11 protein-coding genes are annotated in these 12,308 nt (G+C 59.6%); 6 read left to right on the forward strand and 5 right to left on the reverse strand.

Annotated features, from left to right (window positions below):
- Position 1 precedes the first annotated feature (1 nt).
- Positions 2-835: an EamA family transporter gene (locus MO767_RS28390; protein ID WP_282483217.1), complete on the forward strand. Its 834-nt coding sequence runs from the start codon at positions 2-4 to the stop codon at positions 833-835.
- Positions 836-875: 40 nt separating this feature from the next.
- On the forward strand, positions 876-1,259 hold the full coding sequence (locus MO767_RS28395; RefSeq protein WP_282483218.1) for an MAPEG family protein: 384 nt from the start codon (positions 876-878) through the stop codon (positions 1,257-1,259).
- Between the two features lie 79 nt (positions 1,260-1,338).
- Here the strand turns inward: MO767_RS28395 and MO767_RS28400 are convergent, their stop codons facing one another.
- Positions 1,339-2,511 (reverse strand): MltA domain-containing protein, encoded by a 1,173-nt coding sequence (locus tag MO767_RS28400; protein ID WP_282483219.1) that lies wholly within the window; start codon positions 2,509-2,511, stop codon positions 1,339-1,341.
- 128 nt (positions 2,512-2,639) lie between these two features.
- Here MO767_RS28400 and MO767_RS28405 point away from each other — a divergent pair, with 128 nt between their 5' ends.
- Positions 2,640-3,089, forward strand: coding sequence for a cytochrome c (locus MO767_RS28405; protein WP_282483220.1), 450 nt, complete (start codon positions 2,640-2,642; stop codon positions 3,087-3,089).
- 15 nt (positions 3,090-3,104) lie between these two features.
- Here the strand turns inward: MO767_RS28405 and MO767_RS28410 are convergent, their stop codons facing one another.
- The 4 genes from MO767_RS28410 to MO767_RS28425 all read right to left on the reverse strand — a co-directional run bounded on the left by MO767_RS28410 (position 3,105) and on the right by MO767_RS28425 (position 7,642).
- A complete protein-coding gene (locus MO767_RS28410; protein WP_282483221.1) occupies positions 3,105-3,500 on the reverse strand; it encodes a DUF1090 domain-containing protein in 396 nt (131 codons plus the stop codon).
- A 99-nt stretch (positions 3,501-3,599) separates the two neighbouring features.
- Positions 3,600-5,279, reverse strand: a complete 1,680-nt coding sequence (gene ligB / locus MO767_RS28415; protein WP_282483222.1) for an NAD-dependent DNA ligase LigB — start codon at positions 5,277-5,279, stop codon at positions 3,600-3,602.
- 158 nt (positions 5,280-5,437) lie between these two features.
- Positions 5,438-6,628, reverse strand: a complete 1,191-nt coding sequence (metK, locus tag MO767_RS28420) for a methionine adenosyltransferase (protein ID WP_282483223.1) — start codon at positions 6,626-6,628, stop codon at positions 5,438-5,440.
- Positions 6,629-6,646: 18 nt separating this feature from the next.
- On the reverse strand, positions 6,647-7,642 hold the full coding sequence (locus MO767_RS28425) for a metalloregulator ArsR/SmtB family transcription factor (RefSeq protein ID WP_282483224.1): 996 nt from the start codon (positions 7,640-7,642) through the stop codon (positions 6,647-6,649).
- A gap of 260 nt (positions 7,643-7,902) precedes the next feature.
- Between MO767_RS28425 and tkt the strand changes: the two genes are divergently transcribed.
- The 3 genes from tkt to MO767_RS28440 all read left to right on the forward strand — a co-directional run bounded on the left by tkt (position 7,903) and on the right by MO767_RS28440 (position 12,296).
- A complete protein-coding gene (gene tkt / locus MO767_RS28430) occupies positions 7,903-9,900 on the forward strand; it encodes a transketolase (RefSeq protein ID WP_282483225.1) in 1,998 nt (665 codons plus the stop codon).
- A gap of 152 nt (positions 9,901-10,052) precedes the next feature.
- Positions 10,053-11,120, forward strand: a complete 1,068-nt coding sequence (epd, locus tag MO767_RS28435; protein WP_282483226.1) for an erythrose-4-phosphate dehydrogenase — start codon at positions 10,053-10,055, stop codon at positions 11,118-11,120.
- Between the two features lie 12 nt (positions 11,121-11,132).
- On the forward strand, positions 11,133-12,296 hold the full coding sequence (locus tag MO767_RS28440) for a phosphoglycerate kinase (protein WP_074871570.1): 1,164 nt from the start codon (positions 11,133-11,135) through the stop codon (positions 12,294-12,296).
- Positions 12,297-12,308 lie beyond the last annotated feature (12 nt).

The raw sequence follows: 12,308 nt of genomic DNA on the forward strand, positions 1-12,308 counted from the left end.
CGTGCTTGCAACAGCACTGGTGTTGGTAGCGGCGCTGTTACACGCGGCGTGGAATACCCTGATCAAATTCAGCGCAGAACGATTGTTGGTGGTGGCCTGCATGGACAGCGTGGCGATGCTGTTTGTCGCCGTGATGCTGCCATTCGTGAACCTGCCACCTATGGACATCTGGCCTTGGATTCTGGCGTCGGCGGCGTTTGAATTGCTTTACCGCTATTTGCTGATCCAGGCGTACCGGGTCGGCGACCTCGGATTGGTCTATCCGCTGATGCGTGGCTTGTCGCCGCTGGTGGTGCTGGCACTGACGCTGATTTTTGCCGGGGAAGTGCTGACGAACCAGCAGATCTTCGGGATTCTGCTGATCCCGTTCGGCATGCTGTGCCTGCTCTGGCAGGGCGGCGGCGGTGCGCGATTGCCGTGGTCGATGCTGCCGGTGGTGGCGTTGATCGGCCTGTGCATCGGCTGCTACACCTTCATCGATGGCCAGGCGTTGCGGCGCTGGTCGCATCCGCTGGATTATCTGGTGTGGGTCACGTTGCTCAGCGCCTGGCCGTTCCCGTTACTGGCGCTGGTGCGTAAACGACCGGCCTTCATGTTGTTCTGGCGTGAACAGTGGCGACTGGGGTTGGCGGTCGGGTTTTGCGTGTTGTTCAGCTACGCTCTGGTGCTGCGGGCCATGCAGCTGGGCTCGATTGCCGAAGCGGCGGCATTGCGCGAGATCAGCGTGATTCTGGTGGTGCTGTTCGGCATGCGTTACCTGAAAGAACCTTTCGGCAGGCCACGGCTCTTAGCCTGTGGGCTGGTGCTGATCGGCATGCTGGTGATGAAGTTTTGACTGGAGCTCAACTCTTGAAACTTGAAGAAGGGATTGCGTTATGACGGTTGCTCTGTGGTGCATTTTGATCGCGATTTTCCTGCCCTATATCTGCACGGGCATCGCCAGGGCCAGTGGCGGGTTCAGGCTGAAAGACAACCATGACCCCCGTGACTTTCTCGAGTCACTGAATGGTTTTGGCCGACGCGCGTATGCGGCGCATCTGAACAGTTTTGAAGTGACTCCCGCGTTCGCGGCGGCGGTGATCGTCGCGCACCTGGCCGGCAATGCCGAACTGGTGACGATCAATGTGCTGGCGGTGTTGTTCATCACCAGTCGGCTGCTGTACATCATTTGCTACTTGGCGGACTGGGCGATTTTGCGGTCGCTGATGTGGTTGGTAGGGATGGGGTTGATCGTCAGTTTCTTTGTGGTTTCTGTTTAAGAGCAAGATCAAGAGATCGCAGGCTTCGCCAGCTCCTACGCTCATCCGCGATTTTGGGCGAGCCTGCGATCTTTTGAATTTAAAGCTTGTCGGTCACCTGCGGCACTTGAGGCAGGGCTGCACCTTTAGGCCAGAGCATCCAGATTTGCCCCTGCTGTTTCATGTCCCCCGCCAATTGCCCGGCCGCTTCGCCGGTGCCCCAGAACAGGTCTGCACGGACTTCGCCGGCAATTGCGCCGCCGGTGTCCTGAGCGGCAACCGGGCGTACCAGTGCGGTACCGTCCGGTTTAGTGGTCGATAACCACAACAGACTGCCCAGCGGAATCACTTTGCGATCCACCGCCGCGCTATAGCCTGCGGTCAGCGGAACGTTCAGCGAGCCGCGAGGCCCTTCGTTGCTGTCCGGGTTGCGGGTGAAGAACACGTAGCTGGGGTTGCTGCCCAGCAGTTCCGGAATGCGCGTCGGATTGGCCTTGGCCCAATGGCTGATGGCGCCCATGGTCACTTCTTCTTTTTTCAGCTCGCCCTGGTCCACCAGCCAGCGGCCGATCGGTCGATACGGGTGACCATTCTGATCGGCATACGCAATGCGCAACTGGCGGCCATCATCGAGCTGGATACGACCTGAACCCTGGATTTGCAGGAATTGCAGGTTCATCGGGTCGGTCAGCCAGGCAACGACAGGAGCCTTGACCCCTTGGGTTTCAATGGTGGCCGCATCGTCGTAAGGCTTGAGTACGCGACCTTCGAGTCGTCCGCGCAGGCGTTTGCCTTTGAGTTCCGGATAAATGCTGTCCAGAGAGACGATGATCATGTCCTCGGGCACACCGTACACCGGGATGTTTGCCACTTCGGTCTGGGTCAGGCTGCCGGGGTAGACCGGCTCGTAATAGCCGGTGATCAAGCCGTTGGGATTGTCATTGGCGGCGCGCAGGCCGTAGACGTCGAGGTTCTGCTTGAGGAAGCCACGAATGTCGCTGGCGGATTGCGGCACGTTGGCGGCAGCCGCGCACGTCGAACCCCACACCTGGTCGGCTTTGAGTCGGGTGCAGGCGCTGCGCCACGAACCGAAGCCGGCGACCAGGTCGTTGTCTGACACCGTCGGAAGTGCTTCCCACGTGGCGCTGGAGTAGGTCGCCAGGGCGTGGGTTTTCGGTGTGTTGTTGTCGCCACCGGTGCAGCCCGCAAGCACGGCCACCATCGGAAGGGTCCAAGCGAGGTTGTGACGCCATGCCTTGAAACGGCTGTTCATGGAGTAATTCCTTTGTCGGTTGCCTGAGTGCTCCATGCGCTCAAACAACCCGTATTGATAATAGGGCTATTGGTCTTTGCCGATGAGGCGAGGATACTGGCCGCCGTTTCCCGTGACCTGAAGCCACCATGACTCTTAAAAGACTTTCTGTTGTATTGCTGGCCTGCGTGGCGTTGTCCGCCTGCGGTGGTGTCGATCCCAACTCGCCGCTGGGTCAGCGCAAGGCGATCTTCAAGCAAATGCTCAAGACCGGCGAAGACCTGGGCGGCATGTTGCGTGGTCGCATCCCGTTTGACGGTCCGAAATTCGCTGACGGTGCCGTGAAGCTCGATGCGTTGTCCCGTGAACCGTGGAAACATTTTCCTCAAGTGCGCGAAGAAGATCACACCAGCGCCAAGAGCGATGTCTGGCAGAAACAGGAGCACTTCCAGGACATGGCTCGCACCCTTGAAGCCGCCACCGGTGAATTGGTGATTGCCAGCAAGGTTCAGCCTTACAAGGCCAGTAACCTTGGGCCCGCGGTGCAGAAAGTCGAAGATGCCTGCAGTGCTTGCCATAAAGAATTTCGGGATCATTGAGTCCTGAACTGATCCTTACTTATCCAGCTCATCGAGTGCGTCCTGCAGTTCCTTGCGGGACTCGGCGAGTTTGTCTTTGCGCTTGTTGATTTTCTCGGCGTCGCCTTTTTTCATGGCCTTGTCGAGGTCAGCCTGACGCTTGCTGACTTCGTGCTTGGCGTCGAGCACCTTGTTCTCCCGTTCTTTCTTCAGGGAAGCGTCGGTGCATTGAGCAGTGACTTCACTCAGGGCCGTTTCAAGGCCTGCCTGCTGATCGGCGTTGCCGTGGGACTTGGCCAGTTCAATCTGGTTGATGATTCCCTGCTTCTTTGCGGCGCAGCCGGTCAGGCCCGGAGCTTCTTCAGCGGCCATCAGTGGAGCGGCCAGCACGCTGCAAAGGGTCAACAGGGCGAGCGGTGAAAGAAGTTTCATAAAAGCTCCATGTGAAAAAACGATCGGGTCGATGTGGCGATGGGGTGTTTGAGCCCAGCGGCACCATTGGGTTCCCGGGTTGGCGGGCATCGTCGGCCGCTAAAAACCGTCAATCCCCGCAAGACGTAATGTTTCACTCAAGGCCAGGACCTGCGGGTCGCGGAAAAATGCGCTCAATTGCGCTGCGCGTCCCGGGCCGATGCCGGCCTCCGCCTGCCATTGTTCGATAGTTCGTTGTGCCAGTTCCTGCCATGAATCGGCAAGCCGCGCCTGTCCGGTCGGCGGTAAACCCAGGGCTTTGAGCCAGCGAGCGAAAGGGCGTTGTCGGGCACTGTTGAAACTGTTCAAAAGACGAGCGCTGCTGCGTTCGCCGAAGCCGTCAATGTTAGCAAGCTCTTGAGCGTCGAGGGTCAACCAATCCAGCAGGCCATTCAGACGGCCTGTTTCGAATAGTTTCTCCCAAGTGCCTGGACCGACATGGGGCAGGGCCAGTCCCTGCTTGCCGCTGAGCCAGGTCAGTCGGGCGAGGAATTGGCTTTCGCACCCCGGTGTCGGCTGCCAGCAACTCAAATGATGAAAGTCCTCCGCCAGCGGTACGCTCAATTCAGCGCGTTGGGTGCTGCGCAGCATGACACCGTCTAACCTTGGAATGGTCAGGCCTGCCAAACTGATGGCGACCTGATCTCCGGGCCGGATATCCAGTGTTTCCCAGCGTTGCAGCGAGCTCACACTGACTCGCTTGATCTGCCGGTCATCGAGCATTACCGGTGACAATTCCAGTACCGGGGTGATTCGTCCGGTCCGTCCAATCTTGAAGTGGACCTTGCGCACCTCGGCCAGGGCCTGGGCAAAAGGGTATTTCCAGGCGACGCTCCAATAAGGCGGTTTAGCCTGCCAGCGCTCGGCGGGTGGGCGCTGATCCTGACGCAGGACGATGCCATCACTGGTAAAGGGCAGTGGCGAGCGATACCAGTGATCGCGCCAGCGTTCAGCGTCGGCAAATACCTTGATCGAGTGACTGTAAGGTGCGGTGCTCGGGAAACCCAACTCATCCAGGACTGCGATGCGGGCGGGCAAACTGGCCGGGCCTTGGGGCCAGTCCCAGACAAACAGACCGATCCCGGCAGCTTGCTCAGTGCTCAACTTCTTGCGGGCCATCAAACCGGCCACTGTGGCGCGTGCGTTTAGGCTGCCGGCACGGGCCTGTACGTGGTCGGTCAGGCGCCAATAGAGCTCACCTTGCAGCAGCAGGTCCAGCGGCTCTGACAATTGTTGGGGGATGGCGGCGATCTGGCATGCCGAAGCCGTCCAGTCCTGGCCATTTATTCCGTCACCGCGGCTGATAGCTTGAGTCAGCAGGCCTTTGCGGTAGATCAGCGTCACCGCCACGCCGTCGATCTTGGGCTGAATCCAGACATCGCTCCGTCCTTTTAGCCAGGCTTCGACGGCGCGACCGTCGTGGAGTTTTTCCAGGCCCGTGTGGGCGATGGGATGAGGAATCGTGCCGCCCGCAGTACGTAGCGGTTCCGCAGATTGGCCCAGGTCGAAACAAGTGCGCCATTCGGTCAGTCGCGCACGGGACTGATCGTAGAGTTCATCGGCGACCAATGAACGGCCGCCCCGGTGATAGCTGTCGTCCCAGAGGTCGATCTGTTTTTGCAGTGACGTGATTTCGTCCAGGGCGCGTGAGGTTGGCCAGTTGGGGCACTCGGTAGCGTGAGTGGTCAGGCAGAAAATCATCAGTAGAAAACTGAAAAACACGCGCAAGTCGAGCGGCATCGTGAGCGTCCTTGCTCAAGTGGAATGCTGGAAGGCTAGGACGGATTTTCAGGATGAGAGGGCCAGCTGTTTTTCAGCGTGTGTCGCCTCTGGAAAGCAGCCAATAAAAAGCCCTGCACGGCGAACCGTGCAGGGCTTTTGGTACCGCCGGGGAAGTCTTACAGGCCGGCAGCAGCGCGCAAGGAATCGGCGCGGTCGGTCTTTTCCCAGGTGAAGGTGGTGAAAGTGTCTTCACCCACAGTCTTGGTAGTCGGGGTGCGACCGAAGTGGCCGTACGCAGCGGTTTCCTGGTACATCGGGTGCAGCAGGTCGAGCATGGTGGTGATTGCGTATGGACGCAGGTCGAACACTTCGCGAACCAGTTTGACGATTTTGTCGTCGCTGATTTTGCCGGTGCCGAAGGTGTTCAACGAGATCGACGTCGGCTGAGCAACACCGATCGCGTAGGAAACCTGGATCTCGCAACGCTCGGCCAGGCCGGCCGCCACGATGTTTTTAGCCACGTAACGACCCGCGTAGGCGGCCGAACGGTCAACCTTCGATGGATCTTTACCGGAGAACGCGCCACCGCCGTGACGGGCCATGCCGCCGTAGCTGTCAACGATGATCTTGCGACCGGTCAGGCCGCAGTCGCCTACCGGGCCACCGATGATGAACTGGCCAGTCGGGTTGATGTGGAACTGGGTGTCTTTGGTCAGCAGTTCGGCAGGCAGTACGTGCTTGACGATCAGCTCCATCACGCCTTCGCGCAAGTCTTTGTAGGACACATCAGGGTTGTGCTGAGTCGACAGTACAACGGCGTCGATACCGACAACCTTGCCGCCTTCGTAACGGCAAGTTACCTGCGACTTGGCATCCGGGCGCAGCCAAGGCAGCAGGCCGGATTTACGGGCTTCGGCCTGACGCTGAACCAGCTGGTGCGAGAAGGTGATCGGTGCTGGCATCAGCACGTCGGTTTCGTTGCTGGCGTAGCCGAACATCAGGCCCTGGTCGCCGGCGCCTTGATCTTCAGGCTTGGCACGGTCGACACCCTGGTTGATGTCAGGAGACTGCTTGCCGATGATGTTCATCACGCCGCAAGTGGCGCCGTCGAAGCCGACATCGGAGCTGTTGTAGCCGATGTCCAGAATGACGTTACGCACGATCTCTTCCAGGTCGACCCAGGCCGACGTGGTGACTTCACCTGCGATGATTGCAACGCCGGTTTTTACCAGGGTCTCGACCGCTACGCGGGCGAACTTGTCTTCAGCAATGATGGCGTCCAGCACCGCATCGGAAATCTGGTCGGCGATTTTGTCCGGATGCCCTTCGGACACGGACTCGGAGGTGAAGAGGGAGTATTCGCTCATCTCGATGTTTTCCTGAATTTACCGATGGTGAGTGTCGCCAGCCGGTCGCTGAAAATGGCGGACCTGGATCTGGAAACCATTACGTAAGCCTACATAGAGGCTTTCCCCGGGAACGAGTCCCGCAGCGGTGGCCCAACGGGCCAAATCGTCCTGTTCAAACCCCAACCAGAGATCACCGCAGGCCTCCCTGGCCCAACTCTGGTTGTGGCTACATAACTCTGTCACGAGCAGGCTACCGCCCGGTTGCAGCAAGTCGGCCATGTGCTTGAGTGCTTCGGCCGGTGCGGCGAAATGGTGCAGCACCATGTTCAGTACAACGCAGTCAGCCTTGAGGCGGACACCGTTCAATGCATCGGCCAATTGCAGGCTGACGTTAGCCAGCGATTCACGTTCGCAAACCTGGCGCGCCAGTTCGAGCATCGCCGGGCTGTTGTCCAGCGCCGTGACCTGGGTGAAGCGGCGCGCCAGTTCCGGCAGAAATGCGCCGTCGCCGGGGCCGACTTCGATGGCCGTGGCGCCTTCGCTGAAACTCAGCTTGTCGAGCAGTGCCAGCACGCTTTCGCGGTATTGCGGCAGACCGGCGATCAAGTCTTGCTGGGCGCGAAACTTCTCCGCGACCCGTGAGAAAAAGTCCTGGCTGGCCGCCGCTCGTTGTCCATGGACCTGACCGATCCGCGACTGCACCTCGGCAGGCAGGGTCAGGTTGTCCGCTTCTTCCAGTAGCGCGGTATGCAGCTTGCCACCCAGCAGGTCGGTGTGGGGCAGGGCGCGACGGTAGAAAATCGCGTTGCCTTCACGGCGCGTCGCCACCAGATCGGCTTGGGCCAATACCTTGAGGTGATGACTCATGCCGGACTGGCCGATGCCAAAGATCTGCGCCAGCTCCAGTACGCCAAACGAATCGTTGGCCAGCGCGCGCAATACATTCAGCCGCAGAGGATCGCCGCCGGCCTTGCACAGGGCCGCCAGCTCATCGCAATCGTCATGTCGAATGGAAGGCACACGTAAATTCATAAGGCCAGCAGTCTAGTGACGGTCAGAAAGCACCGCAAGAGCAATATCAAAAAGTTTTGATATTGCTCGATAGATGGCACTTCTCGGGGAAAGGGTCACTCTACAAATCGTCAGCGGAAAGGTTTCATCAGGCGAATGCGACTTTATCCACCGGAAAAACGCCCTCAGATGACTATCTGTCATTGCCCCGAGGCGGGTGGGTGAGGGAAAATGCTCGCCTTTTTTCCGTTTCGTTTTATTCAGCCCCCAGGAGAACAGCGATGCCCAGCCGTCGTGAGCGTGCCAACGCCATTCGTGCCCTCAGCATGGATGCCGTGCAAAAAGCCAACAGCGGCCATCCCGGTGCCCCTATGGGTATGGCGGATATCGCCGAAGTACTTTGGCGTGACTACCTGAAGCACAACCCGAGCAATCCATCGTTCGCCGACCGTGACCGCTTCGTGCTGTCCAACGGTCACGGCTCGATGTTGATCTACTCGCTGCTGCACCTGACCGGCTACGATCTGTCGATCGAAGACCTGAAGAACTTCCGCCAGCTGCACAGCCGTACCCCGGGTCACCCGGAATTCGGCTACACCCCAGGCGTTGAAACCACCACCGGTCCACTGGGCCAAGGCCTGGCCAACGCCGTTGGTTTTGCCTTGGCAGAAAAAGTCCTGGCGGCGCAGTTCAACCGTCCTGGCCACAACATTGTTGACCACCACACCTACGTGTTCCTGGGTGATGGCTGCATGATGGAAGGCATTTCCCACGAAGTCGGCTCCCTGGCCGGTACTTTGGGCCTGGGTAAACTGATCGCCTTCTACGATGACAACGGCATCTCCATCGACGGCGAAGTCGAAGGCTGGTTCACCGACGACACGCCGAAGCGTTTCGAAGCCTACAACTGGCAGGTCATCCGCAACGTTGACGGTCACGACCCTGAAGAAATCAAGATTGCGATCGAAACCGCGCGTAAAAGCGAGCTGCCGACGCTGATCTGCTGCAAGACCACCATCGGTTTCGGTTCGCCGAACAAGCAAGGTAAAGAAGACTGCCACGGCGCCCCACTGGGTGACGCGGAAATCGCTCTGACCCGCGCTGCGCTGAAATGGAATTACGGTCCTTTCGAAATCCCGGCCGACATCTACGCCGAGTGGGACGCCAAGGAAACCGGTCGCGCGGCCGAAGCTGAATGGGATCAGCGTTTCGCTGCCTATTCTGCTGCCTTCCCTGAGTTGGCCAACGAGCTGATTCGTCGTCTGAGCGGCGACCTGCCGGAAGACTTCGCTGAAAAAGCCTCTGCTTATATTGCTGAAGTCGCTGCCAAAGGCGAAACCATCGCCAGCCGTAAAGCCAGCCAGAACGCATTGAATGCCTACGGCCCGCTGCTGCCTGAACTGCTGGGCGGCTCCGCTGACCTGGCCGGTTCCAACCTGACCCTGTGGAAAGGTTGCAAAGGTGTTTCGGCTGAAGACGCCAGCGGCAACTACATGTATTACGGCGTTCGCGAGTTCGGCATGAGCGCGATCATGAACGGCGTGTCCCTGCACGGCGGCCTGGTGCCTTACGGCGCGACCTTCCTGATGTTCATGGAATACGCGCGCAATGCCGTACGCATGGCCTCGCTGATGAAGAGACGCGTGGTGTTCGTCTACACCCACGACTCCATCGGTTTGGGCGAAGATGGTCCGACTCACCAGCCGATCGAGCAACTGACCAGCTTGCGCAGCACGCCGAACCTCGACACTTGGCGCCCAGCCGATGCCGTGGAATCGGCGGTGTGCTGGAAACTGGCTCTGGAACGCAAGGACGGCCCTTCGGCGCTGATTTTCTCGCGTCAGAACCTGCAGCACCAAACCCGCAATGCGTTCCAGATCGCCGACATCGCCCGTGGCGGTTACGTGTTGAAGGATTGCGACGGCGAGCCTGAGCTGATCCTGATCTCCACCGGTTCCGAAGTCGGCCTGGCGGTTCAGGCTTACGACAAGCTGACCGAACAGGGTCGCAAAGTGCGTGTTGTTTCGATGCCTTGCACCAGCGTGTTCGATGCTCAGGACGCCGACTACAAGCAAGCGGTTCTGCCGTTGCAGGTCAGCGCCCGTATCGCCATCGAAGCTGCACACGCGGACTATTGGTACAAGTACGTGGGCCTGGAAGGCCGCGTGATCGGCATGACCACCTACGGCGAGTCGGCGCCTGCGCCTGCCTTGTTCGAAGAGTTCGGCTTCACCCTGGAAAACATCCTGGGTCAGGCTGAAGAGCTGCTGGAAGACTAAGTCCGACAGTTGTGTTGTCCGGGCTGACGCCATCGCGAGCAAGCTCGCTCCCACAAGGTTTTTCACAGACCCTGTGGGAGCGAGCTTGCTCGCGATAGCGGTCGGTCAGGCAACGCTGCAATAACGGATTCACCACCGTAATCGAGAACCCCATGCCTCAACCGCGTCCTTACAAAGTTGCACTCAACGGCTACGGCCGGATTGGTCGTTGCGTCTTGCGTGCGTTGTTTGAGCGAGGCGAAAAGGCCGGGTTTGAAATTGTGGCGATCAACGATCTGGCTGACATGGCCAGCATCGAATACCTGACACGCTTCGACTCCACTCACGGGCGTTTTCCCGGGGAAGTGAAGGTCGACGGCGATTGTCTGCATATTAATGGCGACTGCGTGAAGGTCCTGCGCAGTGCCACCCCCGAAGGTATCGATTGGGCGTCGCTGGGCGTCGATCTGGTGCTGGAGTGCTCCGGCGCTTACCACACTCGTGAAGACGGCCAGCGTTTCCTCGACGCCGGCGCGCCACGGGTGCTGTTTTCCCAGCCGATGGCCAGCGAGGCTGATGTCGACGCCACCATCGTCTACGGCGTGAACCAGGATTGCCTGACCGGTGATGAATTGCTGGTGTCCAACGCGTCCTGCACTACCAACTGCGGCGTGCCGCTATTGCGCCTGCTGGATCAGGCCATTGGTCTGGAATACGTATCGATCACCACCATTCACTCGGCGATGAACGATCAGCCAGTGATCGATGCCTATCATCACGAAGACTTGCGCCGCACCCGCTCGGCGTTTCAGTCGGTGATTCCGGTGTCCACTGGTCTGGCGCGCGGCATCGAACGCCTGCTACCGGAACTTGCCGGGAGAATTCAGGCCAAAGCCGTGCGGGTGCCGACGGTTAACGTGTCTTGCCTCGACATTACGATGCAGACCGTGAGCGACACCGATGCCACCGAGGTCAACCGGATTCTGCGCGAGGCTGCCACCAGCGGCCCGCTCAAGGGCCTTCTGGCCTACACCGAGTTGCCTCACGCCAGTTGTGATTTCAACCATGACCCACATTCGGCCATCGTCGATGCCAGTCAGACTCGAGTTTCCGGCCCACGGCTGGTGAACATCCTGGCCTGGTTCGACAACGAATGGGGGTTTGCCAACCGAATGCTGGATGTTGCGGAACACTATCTGCAATCAGCTGGCTCTCCAAAACACTGCTCTCCAAAACAGTAGGAAATGCGACCCATGACCGTGTTGAAGATGACCGACCTCGATCTGCAAGGTAAGCGCGTACTGATCCGCGAAGACCTCAACGTCCCAGTCAAGGACGGTGTTGTCACCAGCGATGCGCGAATCCTGGCCTCGCTGCCGACCATCAAGCTGGCCCTGGAAAAAGGCGCGGCCGTGATGGTCTGCTCGCACCTTGGCCGTCCGACCGAAGGCGAGTTCTCGGCCGAGAACAGCCTCAAGCCAGTCGCTGACTACCTGAGCAAGGCTCTGGGCCGTGAAGTGCCGCTGGTGGCCGATTACCTGAACGGCGTTGACGTGAAGGCCGGCGACATCGTGCTGTTCGAAAACGTGCGCTTCAACAAAGGCGAGAAAAAGAACGCTGACGAACTGGCCCAGCAATACGCCGCCCTGTGCGACGTGTTCGTGATGGACGCCTTCGGCACCGCTCACCGTGCCGAGGGTTCGACCCATGGCGTGGCCAAGTTCGCCAAAGTCGCGGCCGCTGGCCCGTTGCTGGCCGCCGAACTGGACGCACTGGGCAAAGCCCTCGGCGCCCCGGCCCAGCCTATGGCAGCTATCGTTGCCGGCTCCAAGGTGTCGACCAAACTCGACGTGCTGAACAGCCTGAGCCAGATCTGCAACCAGTTGATCGTCGGCGGCGGCATTGCCAACACCTTCCTGGCCGCTGCCGGTCACCCGGTCGGCAAGTCCCTGTACGAGCCGGATCTTTTGGACACCGCTCGCGCCATCGCCGCCAAGGTCAGCGTGCCGCTGCCGGTCGACGTGGTGGTTGCCAAGGAATTCGCTGAAACCGCGACCGCGACCGTCAAGCTGATCGCTGATGTGGCCGCAGACGACATGATTCTGGACATCGGCCCACAGACTGCGGCGAATTTCGCCGAGCTGCTGAAGTCGTCCAAAACCATTCTGTGGAACGGCCCGGTGGGCGTGTTCGAATTCGACCAGTTTGGTAACGGCACCAAAGTCCTGGCCCAGGCCATCGCCGAAAGCTCGGCATTCTCCATCGCTGGCGGCGGCGACACCCTGGCCGCCATCGATAAATATGGCGTTGCCGATCAGATCTCCTACATTTCTACCGGTGGCGGCGCGTTCCTCGAATTCGTCGAAGGCAAAGTGCTGCCGGCCGTTGAAGTCCTGGAAAGCCGGGCCAAGGCCTGAGGCCGCCCATTT

The sequence above is a fragment of the Pseudomonas sp. UYIF39 genome (genome assembly GCF_029963765.1).
Taxonomy (GTDB): Bacteria; Pseudomonadota; Gammaproteobacteria; order Pseudomonadales; family Pseudomonadaceae; genus Aquipseudomonas.

Coding starts and splice junctions, on each gene's coding strand:
- metK (WP_282483223.1), bottom strand. CDS start 6,628: ATGAGCGAATACTCCCTCTTCACCTCCGAGTCCGTGTCCGAAGGGCAT.
- tkt (WP_282483225.1), top strand. CDS start 7,903: ATGCCCAGCCGTCGTGAGCGTGCCAACGCCATTCGTGCCCTCAGCATG.
- MO767_RS28405 (WP_282483220.1), top strand. CDS start 2,640: ATGACTCTTAAAAGACTTTCTGTTGTATTGCTGGCCTGCGTGGCGTTG.
- MO767_RS28425 (WP_282483224.1), bottom strand. CDS start 7,642: ATGAATTTACGTGTGCCTTCCATTCGACATGACGATTGCGATGAGCTG.
- ligB (WP_282483222.1), bottom strand. CDS start 5,279: ATGCCGCTCGACTTGCGCGTGTTTTTCAGTTTTCTACTGATGATTTTC.
- MO767_RS28400 (WP_282483219.1), bottom strand. CDS start 2,511: ATGAACAGCCGTTTCAAGGCATGGCGTCACAACCTCGCTTGGACCCTT.
- MO767_RS28410 (WP_282483221.1), bottom strand. CDS start 3,500: ATGAAACTTCTTTCACCGCTCGCCCTGTTGACCCTTTGCAGCGTGCTG.
- epd (WP_282483226.1), top strand. CDS start 10,053: ATGCCTCAACCGCGTCCTTACAAAGTTGCACTCAACGGCTACGGCCGG.
- MO767_RS28395 (WP_282483218.1), top strand. CDS start 876: ATGACGGTTGCTCTGTGGTGCATTTTGATCGCGATTTTCCTGCCCTAT.
- MO767_RS28440 (WP_074871570.1), top strand. CDS start 11,133: ATGACCGTGTTGAAGATGACCGACCTCGATCTGCAAGGTAAGCGCGTA.